A 15,779-nucleotide genomic window follows, 5' to 3' on the forward strand; every position below is an offset into this window, starting at 1 on the left:
CATCTTGGTGCCCACGCTCGTCCCGAGCGGAGCCGGCACCGTCCCCCATCGACACGAGGAGCAACCAATGGCCGACAAGAACCAGGGCATCATCGATCCCCCCATCGACGAGCTGCTGTCGAAGGTCGAGTCGAAGTACGCACTCGTCATCTTCGCCTCCAAGCGCGCGCGTCAGATCAACGACTACTACGCCGACCTGCACGAGGGCAGCCTGTTCGACAACGTCGGCCCCCTGGTCGACAGCTCCATCGACGACAAGCCCCTGTCGGTCGCGATGCACGAGATCAACGAGGACAAGCTCGAGGTGAAGCCGCTCGCCGTCCCCTCCGAGTAGCGGGGCGACACGACCAGCCCCTCTGACGGTGGTCGGTCCTATCATCTGACGAGGCCCCCGGGAGTCCATCCCGCGGGGCCTCATCGCGTCCCCACCCAGAACGACACCCAGAGGAACACCGTGACCCCGACCGACACGACGACCGCCCCCGCCCCGACGGCATCGACCTCCCTTCGACTCTTCACCTCCGAGTCGGTCACCGAGGGCCACCCCGACAAGATCTGCGACCAGATCTCGGACGGCATCCTCGACGCGCTGCTGGCTGTCGACCCCGCCAGCCGGGTCGCGGTCGAGACCATGGTCACGACGGGACTCGTGCACGTGGCCGGCGAGGTCACCACCAAGGGCTACGTCGACATCCCCACGATCGTGCGCGACCTCATCGTGGGCATCGGCTACGACTCGTCGGCCGTGAGCTTCGACGGCCGTACCTGCGGCGTCGAGGTGTCGATCGGGTCCCAGTCGCCCGACATCGCCCAGGGCGTCGACACCGCCCTCGAGGCGCGTGGCGGCGACGACGACCTGCTCAACCGCCAGGGTGCCGGCGACCAGGGCATCATGTTCGGCTACGCCACCAACGAGACCCCCCAGTTCATGCCGCTCCCCGTGTGGCTGGCCCACCGGCTCGCCGAGCGACTGGCGGCCGTGCGCAAGTCGGGCACCCTCGACTACCTCCGGCCCGACGGCAAGACGCAGGTGACGGTCGGCTACGACGGGGTCGTGCCCACGACCGTCGACACCGTCGTCCTGTCGACCCAGCACTCGCCTGCGGTCTCGAGCGCTCAGCTCGAGTCCGACGTCATCGAGCACGTCATCCGCCCCGTCCTCGACGAGGCAGGGTTCTCGTCCACGGACACCCGGTTCATCATCAACCCGACCGGCAGGTTCGAGATCGGCGGCCCGCAGGGCGACGCCGGACTCACCGGCCGCAAGATCATCGTCGACACCTACGGCGGGGCGAGCCGTCACGGTGGGGGCGCGTTCTCGGGCAAGGACCCCTCGAAGGTCGACCGGTCCGCCGCGTACGCCATGCGGTGGGTGGCCAAGAACGCCGTCGCCGCGGGCCTCGCCGACCGGCTCGAACTCCAGGTGGCCTACGCGATCGGGCGGGCCGCACCCGTCGGCCTCTACGTCGAGACCTTCGGCACCGGGCACGTCGGCGACGACGTCATCACGGCCGCCATCGAGAGCGTGTTCGACCTCCGCCCGGCGGCGATCATCCGCGACCTCGACCTGCTGAGGCCGATCTACGCGGCGACGTCGACCTACGGCCACTTCGGTCGCGACCTGCCCGACTTCACCTGGGAGGCGCTCGACCGCGTCGACGCCCTCCGGGCCGCCGCCGGGCTCTGACCGTGGCGGCGGTCGCCGACGTCCCCGTCGACAGCGTGCCGCGCGTCGTCCGGGTGATGGTCGAATCGCCGCTGCCGCAACTCGACCGGTTGTTCGACTACGCCGTGCCCGAGCGGCTGCGCGACCAGATCGCCCCGGGCATCCGCGTCAAGGTTCCGCTCCGCTCCGCCGGGCGCATCGCCGACGGCTTCGTCGTCGAGGTCGCGTCGTCGTCCGAGCACGGCGGCGACCTGTCCGAGATCGAGGACGTCGTGTCGACCGTGTCGGTCCTGGCACCCGAGGTGTGGCGCCTCGCGCGCGCCGTGGCCGACCGGGCCGGCGGATCGGCCAGCGACGTCGTGCGGCTCGCGATCCCACCGCGTCAGGTCCGGGTCGAGAAGGCCCACCTGGCCGCCGCTGACAACTCGTCCTCACCGGCCTCCGGCCCCACCGGCCCCACTGCCCCGACCGTGGCTCCCGTGGCACCCTCGACTCCCGACCACGACGCCGACGCCCACCCCGAACCCGTCCCGGTCGTCGTCGGCTATCGGTCGACCGACCTCGCCGGGCTCGTTGCGGCCCGCGGTCGCGCGGCGGTCGACGCCGTTCCGCTGCTGGTCGAACTGCCCGACGGGGCATGGGTGGGTCATTGGGCCCTCACGGCCGCCCAGCTCGCTGCGGTCGCCGTCGGCGCGGGCGACAACGCCGTGGTCGCCGTCCCCGACTACCGCGACGAAGAGCACGTCCTCCAGGCCCTCGCCGCCGTCCTCCCGCCCGACCGCGTCGTCCGGCTCGACTCCCGACAGTCGAACGCCGACCGCTACCGAGCGCTCCTCCGTGCCCGAGGCGACGAGCCCGTGGTCGTCGTCGGCAACCGGTCCGTCCTGCTCGCCCCCTCGGCCAGGCTCGGGGTCGTCGTGGTGTTCGACGACGGTGACCCGTCCTTCGGCGAGCCGCTCGCCCCGTACGTGCACGCCCGCGACACCGCGCTGCTCCGGCAGGCCCAACAAGACAGCGCCCTGGTGTTCCTCGGCCACTCCCGCAGCACCGACGTCCAGCGCCTGGTCGAGATCGGCTTCCTGGCCGAGGTGCGTCCCGATCCGCGCTACCAGCCCCGGGTCGTGCCGACCGTCCGTCAGGCCGCCACGGACGGATTCGCCGCGCAGGCCCGCATCCCCTCCTCGGCCTACGCCGAGGCGCGGGCCGCGGTCGAGCACGGACCGGTCCTGATCCAGGTGGCCTCGCCCGGCTACTCGCCACGCCTGGCCTGCGTCGACTGTGGCGACACGGCACGCTGCCTGCGCTGCAACGGCCCACTCCAGCAACGCGAGCGAGGGGTGACCCCGGCTTGCGCCTGGTGTGGCGCCCTGGCCGTCTCGTGGCACTGCCGCACCTGCGAGGGAACGCGCATGCGGGCCGTCGGCACCGGCGCGTCGCGGACGGCCGACGAACTCGGCAAGGCGTTCCCCGGGGTGCGCGTCATCGTCTCGGACGGCGCGAGGGCCCTGACCCACGTCGACGCCGACCCGGCGATCGTCGTCGCGACCCGCGGGGCCGAGCCGATCGCCGCCGGCGGTTACCGAGCCGTGCTGCTGCTCGACGGTGAGCGCATGCTCGCCCGAGAGAGCCTCCGCGTCGCGGAGGACTGCCTCCGCTGGTGGGCCAACGCCACGGCCCTGGCCGCACGTCGCGCCCCGGTCGTGCTGGTCGGGGTGGGTGGCGCCATCGCCTCTGCCCTCGCGACGTGGGAGCTCGCCCGCTTCGTCTCCTCGGAGCTCGCCGACCGTCGCGTCCTGCGCTTCCCCCCGGCCGTCCGAGTGGCGACCGTGACCGGCACGGTCGACACCGTCGCGCGTGCGCTCGATGACCTTCCCGACGAAGTCCGTGCCGAGACCCTCGGCCCGGTGGACGTCGAGTCCGCCGGCGTCCGCGCCATCGTCCGCTTCGACTACTCGCGCGGTCACGACGTGGCGCTGGCCCTCCGCTCCCAGGTCATCCGGGCGGCCACGGACCGACGCAAGGCGCTCGGTCAGAAGCGTGCGCGGGCCGTCCCTACACTCAGAGTGCGGTTCGACGACGTCGAGCCGTTCGCCGACTGACCCGCCAGGAACCCCATGCGCCTCGTCTTCGCCGGCAGCCCCGCCGCTGCCGTGCCCTCGCTCACCGCCCTCGCCGACGGTCCTCACGAGATCGTCGCCGTGCTGACCCGCGACGACACCCCGCAGGGACGCAGACGTGTCCTGACCCCCACCCCCGTCGCCGTCGAGGCCGACCGCCTCGGTCTCCGCGTCGTCAAGGCCCGCCGCATCACGCCTGAGGTCACGGCCGAGCTCACGGGACTCGATCCCGACCTCGGCGTCGTCGTGGCCTACGGTGCCCTGCTCCGCGAGCCCCTCCTCGGCGCCCCCCGGCTCGGCTGGGTCAACCTGCACTTCTCCCTCCTTCCCGCCTGGCGCGGCGCCGCCCCCGTCCAGCGGTCGCTCATGGCGGGCGACGCCGTGTCGGGCGCCGCGGTGTTCCAGCTCGTCCCCGAGCTCGACGCGGGGGACGTCTACGGCACCCTCGAGCGCCTCCTCGACGGCACCGAGACCGCAGGCCAGCTCCTCGCCGAGCTCGCGCGTTCCGGTGCCGGCCTGCTGGTCGACGTCGTCGACCGCCTCGCCGACGGCACGGCCACGGCGACGCCCCAGACCGGCGCGGTCACGCTCGCCCCCAAGCTGACCCTCGCCGACGGCGTCCTCGACGCCTCGCGACCGGCGACCGAGGTGATCGCCCGTTTCCGAGGCGTCACGCCGGAGCCCGGCGCCCGCGTCGACCTCGACGGCTCGGGCCTCAAGATCACGGAGGCGCGGACGACGTCGAACGACGAGGCACCTCTCGAGGCCGGTCGCCTCGAGTCCCGGGGCCGCCGTGTGCTGTTGGGCACCGCCTCCTCGCCCGTCGAGCTGGTCCGGGTGCAACCGGCGGGCAAGAAAGAGATGTCGGCGGCCGACTGGTGGCGGGGGCTGCCCCGCGGGGTCGACCGTCGCGTGACCCCGCCCACCCCGCCCGTCCCGGCCGACACCGACACCGACACCGACCCGAAGAGCACCTCATGAGCCGAGTCCAGCCCGCCCGCCAGGTCGCCCTCGACGTCCTCCGGGCCGTCGAGCAGGACGACGCCTACGCCAACCTCCTGCTGCCGCAGCGCATCGTCCGGGCCCGTCTTGGGGCCCAGGACGCGGGGCTCGCGACCGAACTGACCTACGGCACCCTGCGCCTCCGGGGCTACTACGACCGCGTCATCGCGCTGGCCGCCCGTCGGGGCACCGATGCGATCGACCCGGCACTCCTGGACGTCCTCCGCCTCGGCGCGCACCAGCTCCTCTCGACGCGCGTGGCCGTCCACGCCGCCGTCGACGAGAGCGTCGAGCTCGCGCGTCAGGTGGGCAGCCGATCGGGGACCGGATTCGTCAACGGCGTCCTGCGCACCATCTCGCGGTCGACGCCCGACGAGTGGCGCGAGCGGGTCCTGGCCGGCACGACCGGGGACGACGACCGTCTGGCCGCGGAGTGGTCGCACCCCGCCTGGGTGGTGCGGGCGTTCCGTCGTTCGCTGGCCGCCGAGGGGCGGGAGGGCGAGCTCGTCGATCTGCTGTCGGCCGACAACGACGCCCCGAAGGTCAGCCTCGTCGCCCTGCCGGGCCTCGCCGAGGTGTCCGAGCTCGGCGCCCCGAGCGGGCGCCTGTCGCCGCTGGCGGCGACGAGCGGTGGGGGTGATCCGGCCCAGCAGACGGCCGTCCGCGAGGGGCGTGCCCGCGTTCAGGACGAAGGGTCGCAGCTCGCCGCACTCCTCCTCAGCCGCCACCGCCCCGCCACACCCGGAGAACGGTGGCTCGACATGTGCGCCGGGCCCGGCGGCAAGGCCGCCCTGCTCGGTGCCGAGGCCGCTCGGGCGGGTGCCCACCTCGTCGCCAACGAGCTCGTCCCGGCACGGGCGGGGCTCGTCCGACAGGCGCTCGAGGCCGTCCCGGGCGACGTCGAGGTCCTCGAGGGTGACGCCACCCGCTTCGGGGCGGAACGGCCCGGAGGTTTCGACCGCATCCTGCTCGACGCCCCCTGCACCGGTCTCGGGGCCCTGCGGCGGCGACCCGAGGCCCGGTGGCGCAAGCAGCCGGCCGACGTCGGTCAGCTCACGGCCCTCCAGTCGCGCCTGTTCGCCAGCGCCCTGGACGCGCTGGCGCCCGGGGGAGTCCTGGCCTACGTGACCTGCTCCCCGCACACGGCCGAGACGCGCGGAGTCGTCGAGGCGGGCCTCCGAGGCCGCGACGACGATCTCGTCCTGCTCGACGCGACGGCCGGCGTCGAGCGCATCGCCGGCCGCGCCGTCGACCTGGCGTCGGCACCGTTCGTCCAGCTCTGGCCGCACCGTCACGGCACCGACGCCATGTTCGTCGCCCTGATAGAGAAACGTGCCGGACGGTAGGCTCGTCCCGTGTCGATCCGCATCAGCCCCAGCATCCTCTCGGCCGACTTCGCGAACCTCGAGCGCGACCTCGAGCGCATCTCGACCGCCGACCTCGTGCACGTCGACGTGATGGACGGCCACTTCGTGCCCAACCTCACCCTCGGACTCCCCGTCGTGCAGCGTCTCGGCGAGGTCAGCCCCGTACCGCTCGACCTGCACCTGATGATCGACGACGCCGACCGCTGGGCACCCCGCTACGCCGAGACGGGCGCCTTCTCGGTGACCTTCTCCGCCGAGGCGGCGTCCGATCCCGTCTCGACGGCGCAGGCCATCCGCAGCAACGGCTCCCGCGCCTCCGTCGCCGTGAAGCCGGGCACCGACCTCGAGCCCTACCTCCAGACCCTCGACTCGTACGACATGATCCTCGTCATGACGGTCGAGCCGGGCTTCGGCGGGCAGTCCTTCATGCCCGAGACGATGGCCAAGCTGGCCCGTGCCCGTGAGGCCGTGCGCGCCTCCGGGCTCGACGTGTGGCTCGAGGTCGACGGCGGCATCACGACCGAGACCATCGTCACGGCCGTCGAGAACGGTGCCGACACGGTGGTCGCCGGGTCCGCCGTCTACGGTGGGTCGCCCGTCGACAACATCGCTGCACTCCGGGCCGCCGCCGCGACGGTAGCCTTGACGTCGTGAAATCCTTCGACGACCTGTACCTCGAGCTCAGCGACAAGGCCCGCGACCGGCCCGAGGGGTCGGGCACCGTGGCCGAACTCGACGCCGGCGTGCACCAGATCGGCAAGAAGATCGTCGAAGAGGCCGCCGAGGTCTGGATGGCCGCCGAGTACGAGGGCGACGTCGCGACCGCCGAAGAGATCTCCCAGCTGCTCTACCACCTGCAGGTCATGATGATCGCCAAGGGCATCACCCCGGCCGACGTCTACCGACATCTCTGAGTCGGCCTCCGTCACCCCCGTTCGTCACGCCGCTCGCGCGGCGCCCCAGCAGACAGAGAACCCCATGCTCCGCGTCGCAGTGCCCAACAAGGGATCGCTCAGCGAGACCGCCTCCGCCATGCTCGCCGAGGCCGGCTACACCGGTCGCCGAGACCCCAAGACCCTCCACGTCGAGGACCCGCGCAACGGCGTCGAGTTCTTCTACCTCCGCCCGCGCGACATCGCGACCTACGTGGGGTCGGGCGCCCTCGACGTGGGCATCACGGGTCGCGACCTGCTGCTCGACTCGCACTCGCCGGCACACGAGGTCGCACCCCTCGACTTCGGCGGCTCGACCTTCCGTTTCGCGGGCCCTCCCGGCCGTTTCGCCGACCTCCGCCAGCTGCAGGGCACCCGGGTCGCGACGAGCTACGCCGGCCTCGTCGGCTCGTTCCTCGAGAGCCACGGCGTCACCGCGACCCTCGTGCCGCTCGACGGAGCGGTCGAGAGCGCCGTGCAGCTGGGCGTCGCCGACGCCGTGGCCGACGTCGTGTCGACCGGTGCGACCCTGCGGGCGGCCGGGCTCGAGATCTTCGGGCCGGTCATCCTCGAGTCGACGGCCGTCCTCATCTCGTCCGACGCCGAGGTGGACGGTCTGGCGGTCCTCCACCGTCGCCTGCAGGGCGTCCTCGTGGCCCGGCAGTACGTCCTCATGGACTACGACGTCCCGGTCGACAAGCTGGACGCCGCGACCGCCGTCGCCGGCGGCATGGAGTCGCCCACCGTCTCCCCGCTGCACGACCGCGACTGGGCAGCCGTCCGCGTGATGGTCCCGCGGTCCGACACCAACCAGGTCATGGACGCCCTCTACGACCTCGGCGCGCGGGCGATCCTGGTCAGCCCGATCCACGCCGCGAGGCTGTAGCCGTGACCGCCGACGACGCGGTCGTCCCCGGCGCGGTCGCCGCCGACGCCTCCCTCGCCGTCCGGGTCATCCCGTGCCTCGACGTGGCCGCCGGCCGCGTGGTGAAGGGCGTCAACTTCCTCGACCTGCGCGACGCGGGCGACCCGGTCGAGCTGGCCCGCACGTACTACGAGCAGGGTGCCGACGAGATCACCTTCCTCGACGTCACCGCCACGGTCGACGAGCGGTCGACCACCTACGACGTCGTCCGGGCGACGGCCGAGCAGGTCTTCATCCCGCTGACGGTCGGGGGCGGCGTGCGCACCACCGACGACGTCGCCCGGCTGCAGGCGGCGGGGGCCGACAAGATCGGCGTGAACAGCGCCGCCATCGCGCGGCCCGACCTGATCGGCGAGATCGCCGACCGGTTCGGAGCCCAGGCGGTCGTCCTCTCGCTCGACGTCAAGCGTTCGAGCGGCACCCCCTCCGGCTTCGTCGTCACGACCCACGGCGGTCGCACCGAGACGACCCTCGACGCGCTCGCCTGGGCGCGTGAGGCCATCGAACGCGGGGCGGGCGAGTTGCTCGTCAACTCGATCGACGCCGACGGCACCAAGCAGGGCTTCGATCTCGAACTCGTCCGCGCCATGCGCGAGCTCAGCCGGGTGCCGGTCGTCGCGTCCGGAGGGGCGGGTCGGCTCGAGCACTTCGCCCCGGCCATCGAGGCGGGTGCCGACGCCGTGCTCGCGGCGTCGGTCTTCCACAACGGCGAACTCACCATCGGCCAGGTCAAGGACGAGCTGGCCCGGTCGGGGGCCGTCGTCCGCTGAGGCGGGCCGTCACCGCACCGGTCCGAAGCCGACCAGCCGACATCGCACCGCATCGCATCGCATCGCATCGCATCGAGGAGCACACCATGACCGACCAGCTGACGCGTGAGACGGTCGAGCCCGTCGTCGCCCGTGCCCGGTTCGACGCGTCGGGCCTGCTGCCCGCCATCATCCAACAAGAGGGCACGAAAGACGTGCTCATGATGGGGTGGATGGACGCCGAGGCGCTCCGCCGCACCCTCACCGAGGGGCGCGTCACCTTCTGGTCCCGCTCTCGACAGGAGTACTGGCGCAAGGGCGACACGTCCGGTCACGCGCAGTTCGTCCGCGCCGCCGCCCTCGACTGTGACGACGACGTGCTGCTCGTCACGGTCGAACAGATCGGCGCCGCCTGCCACACGGGCTCGCACTCCTGTTTCGAGGTCGACCCGCTCGAGCCGGCCACCGCCTCCTCGTCCCTGCCGTCCGGCGACACCGACCCCACCGGAGGCCTCCGTGGCTGACGCCCCGATCCGCACCTCGACGACCCGGGCCCAGTTCGACGAGCGGCTGGCCGGGCACCGGGTCGTCCCGGTCGTCCGCGACCTGTTCGCCGACGGCGAGACGCCCGTGGGGGTGTACCGCAAGCTCGCCGACGGCAGGCCCGGCAGCTTCCTCCTCGAGTCGGCGGCCCAGGGCGGGATCTGGTCCCGGTGGTCCTTCGTCGGCGTCTCGTCGTTCGGCGTGCTCACGACCGACGACGGCGAGGCCCGCTGGATCGACTACGGCATCGACCGCGACCGGGCGCTGGGCGATGCCGTCGGCCGTCCCCTCGAGGTGCTCTCCGCCCTGCACCACCGGTGGGCGACCCCGCGCATCGACGGCATGCCGCCCCTCACCGGCGGCCTCGTCGGGTTCATCGGCTGGGAGGCCGTGCGCGAGCTCGAACACCTTCCCGACGCGCCGCCGGCCGAGTTCACGGTGCCCTCCCAGGCGCTCAGCTTCGTGTCCGAGCTCGTGGCCCTCGACCACCGCACGGGTGCCGTCCTGCTCGTCGCCACCGCGTTGAACGACGGAACCGACGAGCCCGACGTCCTGTGGGCCGACGCGCAGTCCCGACTCGACGACCTCCAATCCCGACTCGCGGCCCCGAGCGAGGCGTTCCTGTCCGACGTCGACCTGACGATCGAGGCCACGCCGACCCGCCGTTCGACCGACGACGAGTACGCGCACGCGATCCGGCGGTCGAAGCAGTTCATCCACGACGGCGACGTCTTCCAGGTCGTCGTCTCCCAGCGCTTCGACCACGAGGTCACGGCCGAGCCGCTCGACGTCTACCGGGTGCTGCGGACGCTCAACCCGAGCCCGTACATGTACCTGGTGACCCTCGACGACGTGCAGGGCCGGCCGTACACCATCGTGGGCTCGTCGCCCGAGGCGCTGGTCAAGGTCGACGGCCGGCGGGCCTACACGCATCCCATCGCCGGGTCGAAGCCCCGCGGAGCCTCGCCCGACGAGGACCAGCGCTTCGCCGACGAACTCGCCTCGGACGAGAAAGAACGCGCCGAGCACCTCATGCTCGTCGACCTCGCCCGCAACGACCTGCTCAAGGTGTGCACGCCGGGAACCGTCGAGGTCACCGAGTTCATGCAGGTCGAACGGTTCAGCCACATCATGCACCTCGTCTCGAGCGTCGAGGGCGACCTCGCTCCCGGCAAGGACGCCATCGACGCGTTCCGTGCCACCTTCCCGGCCGGCACGTTGTCGGGTGCTCCCAAGCCCCGGGCCCTCGAGATCATCGACGAACTCGAGCCCGCCCAGCGGGGCGTCTACGGGGGAGTGGTCGGCTACTTCGACTTCGCCGGCTCGGCCGACGTCGCGATCGCGATCCGCACCGTCCTGTTGCAGGACGGCGTGGCCCGCGTGCAGGCGGGTGCCGGTCTCGTCGCCGACAGCGACCCGGTCGCCGAGAACCAGGAGGCGCGCAACAAGGCCGCGGCCCCCTTGCGTGCCGTCGCGGTCGCGAACGCCATGGCACGGCTCCGCTGATGCCCGCTCGTCGCCTGAAGCTCACGACGATCCTCGGGGGCATCCTGCTCGCGGGACTCGCCCTGCTGTCCTGGACGCAGGACTGGTTCCACGTCGTCGTCGCCTCCCCCCAGGGCGGAGACCTCCCGCTCGACGTCGCCGGCGACGTCGCCGGTGCGCCGTTGTCCGCCCTGTCGCTGGCCAGCCTGGCGCTCTTCGGGGCGCTCACGATCGCCGGCCGCGTCTTCCGCGTCGTCCTGGGGGTTCTCCAGGTGGCACTGGGCGTCAGCGTGGTCGTCACGACGTCGACCGCCCTGGCCGACCCCGTGCGCGCCTCGGGGAGCGCCGTGACGACCGCCACGGGCGTCGACGGCACCGACTCGATCCGGGCCATCGTCTCCTCGGTCGAGCCCACGGCCTGGCCCTGGCTCGGGCTCGTGGCCGGCGTCCTCGCCGCGCTCCTCGGAGTCGCCACCGTGCTCCTCGCGGGCGCCTGGCCCCAGGCCACCCGCAAGTACTCCGCCACGCGACTGGTCGCCGCGGATCCCTCGGCCGATCCGGCGGCCGCCTGGGACGCGCTGTCGGGTGGCGACGATCCCACCGACGACCCGGCGCACCTCGACGAGGGCGGGTCGGGCCCCACCGAGCCGGGTCGTACCCGGTAGACTCAGCCCTCGTACCGACCTGATCCAAGGAGCACTGTGAGCACGAACACGACGAGCACCCCGTCCGGTGGCGACGCGCCCCTCGCGAACGCCCCCGCGAAGGTCGACTCCGGCTCGAAGGGCCGCGACACCGAGACGGCCGACGACCTCGGGCACGGCAACTCGCCCGCCGCCTGGACCGCCGTCGTCATCATGCTGGTCGGCTTCGCCATCGGCACGCTGGCCTTCTTCCTCGACGTCCCGTGGATCGTCTGGGCCTCGGCCGGCCTGGTCGTCGTCGGACTGATCGTCGGTCTCGTGCTCAAGAAGGCCGGTTACGGCGTCGGTGGTCACCGCTACGTGCCGAAGGCCCACAACTAGGTGCTCGACGACCTCTACGCGGGTGCCGTGGCCGACGCCGCAGCACGCCGCGAGTCCCTCCCGTTCGCCGCCGTCGAGGCAGCGGCGCTCTCTCGTGAGCCCGCACTCGACGCCCGCACCGCCCTCGCCCCCGGCGACCGTGTCAAGGTCATCGCCGAGGTGAAGCGCGCCAGCCCGTCACGGGGCCACCTCTCGACCATCGCCGACCCGGCGTCTCTGGCCCGCTCCTACGCGGCCGGGGGAGCGAGCGCGATCAGCGTCCTCACCGAGGGCCGGAAGTTCAAGGGCTCCCTCGCCGACCTCGAGGCCGTTCGCACCGCAGTCGACGTGCCCGTCCTCCGCAAGGACTTCATCGCCGACCCGTACCAGGTGTTCGAGGCCCGGGCGGCCGGTGCCGATCTCGTGCTGCTGATCGTCGCCGGGCTCGAACAGCCTCGCCTCCTCGAATTGCACGACCTCGTGAGGCAACTGGGCATGACCGCACTCATCGAGGCGCACTCCGCCGACGAGGTGTCGCGCGGCCTCGACGCCGGTGCCACCGTCCTCGGCGTCAACGCCCGCGACCTCACGACCTTCGAACTCGACAGGGACCTCTTCGGTCGCCTGTCGCACTCGATCCCGACGGGCGTCACCCGCGTCGCCGAGTCGGCGGTCTCGTCGCCCGACGACGTCGCCCACTACCGTCGCTCCGGTGCCGACGTCGTGCTCGTGGGCGAAGCCCTCGTGACCCACGGCGACCCCGCCGACGCCATCACCCGCTTCCTGGAGGTCTGACCATGGCACTGCGCGACGAGACAGGTCCGTATTTCGGTTCGTTCGGGGGTCGCTTCGTCCCCGAGTCCCTGGTGGCCGCCCTCGACGAGCTCGACGCGGCCTACAAGGCCGCGGCCGTCGACCCCGAGTTCGCCGCCGAGCTGACGGCTCTCCACGCCACCTACACGGGCCGGCCGTCGATCATCACCGAGGTTCCGAGGTTCGCCCAGCACGCCGGTGGTGCCCGCATCATCCTCAAGCGTGAAGACCTCAACCACACGGGGTCCCACAAGATCAACAACGTGCTCGGACAGGCGCTGCTGGCCCGAAAGCTCGGCAAGACTCGCCTGATCGCCGAGACCGGAGCCGGTCAGCACGGCGTCGCGACGGCCACCGCCGCCGCCCTCTTCGGCATGGAGTGCGTCGTGTACATGGGGCAGGTCGACACCGAGCGCCAGGCGCTCAACGTCGCGCGGATGCGCCTGCTCGGAGCCGAGGTCGTCTCGGTCACGACGGGCTCCCGCACCCTCAAGGACGCCATCAACGACGCCATGCGCGACTGGGTCTCCAGCGTCGACACCACGCACTACGTGCTGGGCACGGTCGCCGGTCCGCACCCGTTCCCGGCCATGGTGCGCGACTTCCACAAGATCATCGGCGAAGAGGCCCGCCAGCAGGTCCTCGACCTGACCGGAGCACTGCCCGACGCCGTGACGGCCTGCGTCGGCGGCGGCTCGAACGCCATGGGCATCTTCCACGCGTTCCTCGACGACCCCTCGGTGCGGTTGTTCGGCTTCGAGGCCGGCGGGGACGGCGTCGAGACGGGCCGTCACGCGGCGTCGATCACCCTCGGCCGCATCGGCAACCTCCAGGGCACCAAGTCGTACCTCATGCAGGACGAAGACGGTCAGACGCTCGAGAGCCACTCCATCTCCGCGGGCCTCGACTACCCGAGCGTCGGCCCGGAGCACGCCTGGTTGTCCGAGTCGGGCCGGGCCGAGTACCAGCCGATCACCGACGACGAGGCGATGCAGGCCTTCCGACTGCTCTCGCAGACCGAGGGCATCATGCCCGCGATCGAGTCGGCACACGCCCTGGCGGGCACGATCAAGCTCGGTCTGGAGCACCCCGACTGGACGATCCTGGTCTCGCTCAGCGGCCGTGGCGACAAGGACGTCTCGACCGCGAGCCGGTACTTCGGCGTCCTCGACGAGAAGGCACAGCAGCTGTGACCGCCGCAGTCCCCGCCGGGACGAGCAAGGTCGGCGACGCGATCCGGGCCCGGCGAGACGCCGGGAGCGGCGCCGTCGTCGGATACCTGCCGGTCGGGTTCCCCGATCTCGACACCAGCATCGAGGCCGCGGTGGCGATGGCCGAGAACGGCATCGACGTCATCGAACTCGGCATCCCGTACTCCGACCCCGTGATGGACGGCCCGGTCATCCAGGCAGCCACACAGCGGTCCCTCGCCGAGGGGTTCCGCGTGCGCGACGTCTTCACGGCGATCCGTGAGATCACCTCCCGCGTCGACGCCCCGGTCATCCCGATGACCTACTGGAACCCGGTCGAGCAGTACGGCGTCCAGCGGTTCGCCGACGACCTCGCGGCCGCGGGCGGTGCCGGGCTCATCACCCCCGACCTCATCCCCGACGAGGCCGACGCGTGGATGTCCGCGGCCGAGGCCGCCGACCTCGACCGGGTGTTCCTGGCCGCTCCGTCGTCCAGCGACTCGCGCCTCCGGCAGGCCGTGGCCAGTAGTCGCGGCTTCGTCTACACCGTCTCGACGATGGGCATCACAGGAGCCCGAACCGACGTCGACGCGGCGGCGAGCACCCTCGTCGCCCGACTCCGCGAGGTGGGCGTCGAGAACGCCTGCGTCGGTCTCGGCATCTCCACGGCCCAGCAGGTCCGCGAGGTGCTCGACTACGCCGACGGTGCCATCATCGGTTCGGCCTTCGTCCGTGCCCTCGCCGACGGCGGGGTCGAACGCCTCGCCGAGGTCTCCGCCGACCTGTCGTCCGGCGCGGCCCCCTCCGCCTCCTGACCCCCTCGGGTCCGACGCCCTCGCGCTAGAGTCGTCACCCGTCGGGTGACCGACGCTCCGCACCCCCTCCGAAAGGCATCACGCCCGTGTTCGTTCCCTTGAGCATCCCGAGCCCGTCGGCCGCCTGGCAGTACTTCGACGTCACCGCCTGGTTGAACTCGACCTTCGGGGCGTCGTTGCCTGGCTCGCTGCGGATACACGCCTACGCGATCTGCATCCTCGTCGGCATCGTCGCAGCGGTGGTCATCACGAACCACCGTCTGAACCGGCAGGGGGCGGAGAAGGGCATCGTCATCGACGTGGCCATCTGGGCCGTGGTGTTCGGCATCGCGGGGGGACGCCTGTTCCACGTCATCACCCACCCGGCGGACTACTTCTCCTCGCCCGACCAGTACATCCACGTCCTCTTCGTGTGGGAGGGCGGCCTCGCCATCTACGGCGCCCTGCTGTTGGGTGCCGTCGGCGTCTGGCTCGGTTGCCGCTTCACCGGTCTCCGGTTCACGGTCTTCGCCGACGCCCTCGCCCCCGGCCTGCTCGTCGCGCAGGCCTTCGGACGCCTCGGCAACTGGTTCAACCACGAGCTCTTCGGCATGCCGACCGACCTGCCCTGGGGCCTCGAGATCGAGTCCACGAACGCCGCCTACCCCACCGGCCTGCCCGAGGGCACGCTCTTCCACCCGACCTTCCTCTACGAGATCGTCTGGATGCTCGCCGGCGTCGCGATCCTCGTGCTCCTCGAGAAGAAGGCCCCCATGCAGTGGGGTCGGTCGTTGGCCTTCTACCTGGTCTGGTACGGCATCGGACGGGCCTGGTTCGAGTCGATCCGCACCGATCCCAGCCTGCTCTTCTTCGGCATCCGCACCAACGTCTGGATGAGCTTCTTCGCCATCGTCCTCGGGATCGTCCTCTTCGTCCTCGCCTCCCGCCGCCACACCGGCACGGTCCCCGGCCCCTACGTGCCCGGCCGTGCGCCGAGCGAGCGGGCGGCTGCTGTAGACTCTGACGGCACGTACACGGAGAACGACGAACCCGAGTTGGTCACCGTCGGCGCATCGGACGACAACACCGATCGCTCACCGCGTCCCTAGGTCGTCCACTCCACGACGACCGCGGGCCCGGCGCCCCACCGTCGTGGCGCCCGATCCCCTCCACCCCATCCCGGTGCGAACGA

Annotated in this window: 16 protein-coding genes and 1 pseudogene; all 17 read left to right on the forward strand. The window is 71.9% G+C overall.

The window, feature by feature from the left end:
* Positions 1-67: 67 nt before the first annotated feature.
* Entirely contained in the window at positions 68-334 is a 267-nt protein-coding gene (gene rpoZ / locus IFT79_RS08320) for a DNA-directed RNA polymerase subunit omega (RefSeq protein ID WP_056045308.1), read from the forward strand.
* Between the two features lie 120 nt (positions 335-454).
* The gene (gene metK / locus IFT79_RS08325; RefSeq protein WP_056045305.1) at positions 455-1,687 is read left to right on the forward strand and encodes a methionine adenosyltransferase; all 1,233 of its coding nucleotides are present in this window, start codon (positions 455-457) and stop codon (positions 1,685-1,687) included.
* Positions 1,688-1,689: 2 nt separating this feature from the next.
* The gene (locus IFT79_RS08330; RefSeq protein ID WP_342211798.1) at positions 1,690-3,765 is read left to right on the forward strand and encodes a primosomal protein N' family DNA-binding protein; all 2,076 of its coding nucleotides are present in this window, start codon (positions 1,690-1,692) and stop codon (positions 3,763-3,765) included.
* A 15-nt stretch (positions 3,766-3,780) separates the two neighbouring features.
* Positions 3,781-4,764: a methionyl-tRNA formyltransferase gene (fmt, locus tag IFT79_RS08335; protein WP_192123630.1), complete on the forward strand. Its 984-nt coding sequence runs from the start codon at positions 3,781-3,783 to the stop codon at positions 4,762-4,764.
* Complete coding sequence (locus IFT79_RS08340; RefSeq protein ID WP_192123632.1) at positions 4,761-6,131, forward strand: RsmB/NOP family class I SAM-dependent RNA methyltransferase; 1,371 nt, start codon at positions 4,761-4,763, stop codon at positions 6,129-6,131. Before fmt ends, IFT79_RS08340 begins: the two co-directional genes overlap by 4 nt.
* A 9-nt stretch (positions 6,132-6,140) precedes the next feature.
* Entirely contained in the window at positions 6,141-6,806 is a 666-nt protein-coding gene (gene rpe / locus IFT79_RS08345) for a ribulose-phosphate 3-epimerase (RefSeq protein WP_192123634.1), read from the forward strand.
* Entirely contained in the window at positions 6,803-7,066 is a 264-nt protein-coding gene (locus IFT79_RS08350) for a phosphoribosyl-ATP diphosphatase (protein ID WP_043592769.1), read from the forward strand. The genes rpe and IFT79_RS08350 overlap by 4 nt, the downstream gene beginning before the upstream one ends.
* A 64-nt stretch (positions 7,067-7,130) precedes the next feature.
* Positions 7,131-7,970: an ATP phosphoribosyltransferase gene (gene hisG, locus IFT79_RS08355; protein ID WP_123570089.1), complete on the forward strand. Its 840-nt coding sequence runs from the start codon at positions 7,131-7,133 to the stop codon at positions 7,968-7,970.
* 2 nt (positions 7,971-7,972) lie between these two features.
* Entirely contained in the window at positions 7,973-8,779 is an 807-nt protein-coding gene (gene hisF / locus IFT79_RS08360; RefSeq protein ID WP_192123637.1) for an imidazole glycerol phosphate synthase subunit HisF, read from the forward strand.
* A gap of 86 nt (positions 8,780-8,865) precedes the next feature.
* On the forward strand, positions 8,866-9,282 hold the full coding sequence (gene hisI / locus IFT79_RS08365; RefSeq protein ID WP_054146066.1) for a phosphoribosyl-AMP cyclohydrolase: 417 nt from the start codon (positions 8,866-8,868) through the stop codon (positions 9,280-9,282).
* Positions 9,275-10,807: an anthranilate synthase component I gene (locus tag IFT79_RS08370; protein ID WP_369794370.1), complete on the forward strand. Its 1,533-nt coding sequence runs from the start codon at positions 9,275-9,277 to the stop codon at positions 10,805-10,807. The genes hisI and IFT79_RS08370 overlap by 8 nt, the downstream gene beginning before the upstream one ends.
* Positions 10,807-11,451, forward strand: a complete 645-nt coding sequence (locus IFT79_RS08375) for a Trp biosynthesis-associated membrane protein (protein ID WP_159826568.1) — start codon at positions 10,807-10,809, stop codon at positions 11,449-11,451. Before IFT79_RS08370 ends, IFT79_RS08375 begins: the two co-directional genes overlap by 1 nt.
* A 144-nt stretch (positions 11,452-11,595) precedes the next feature.
* A pseudogene (locus IFT79_RS08380) lies at positions 11,596-11,811 on the forward strand (DUF6704 family protein); the annotation flags it as partial.
* On the forward strand, positions 11,812-12,585 hold the full coding sequence (gene trpC, locus IFT79_RS08385; RefSeq protein WP_123570085.1) for an indole-3-glycerol phosphate synthase TrpC: 774 nt from the start codon (positions 11,812-11,814) through the stop codon (positions 12,583-12,585).
* 2 nt (positions 12,586-12,587) lie between these two features.
* Complete coding sequence (gene trpB / locus IFT79_RS08390) at positions 12,588-13,796, forward strand: tryptophan synthase subunit beta (protein ID WP_056045283.1); 1,209 nt, start codon at positions 12,588-12,590, stop codon at positions 13,794-13,796.
* Positions 13,793-14,608, forward strand: a complete 816-nt coding sequence (gene trpA, locus IFT79_RS08395; protein ID WP_056045280.1) for a tryptophan synthase subunit alpha — start codon at positions 13,793-13,795, stop codon at positions 14,606-14,608. The genes trpB and trpA overlap by 4 nt, the downstream gene beginning before the upstream one ends.
* Before the next feature lie 86 nt (positions 14,609-14,694).
* Positions 14,695-15,696 (forward strand): prolipoprotein diacylglyceryl transferase, encoded by a 1,002-nt coding sequence (lgt, locus tag IFT79_RS08400; RefSeq protein ID WP_233568323.1) that lies wholly within the window; start codon positions 14,695-14,697, stop codon positions 15,694-15,696.
* Positions 15,697-15,779 lie beyond the last annotated feature (83 nt).

The sequence above is a fragment of the Frigoribacterium sp. CFBP 8759 genome (genome assembly GCF_014841655.1).
Taxonomy (GTDB): domain Bacteria; phylum Actinomycetota; class Actinomycetes; order Actinomycetales; family Microbacteriaceae; genus Frigoribacterium.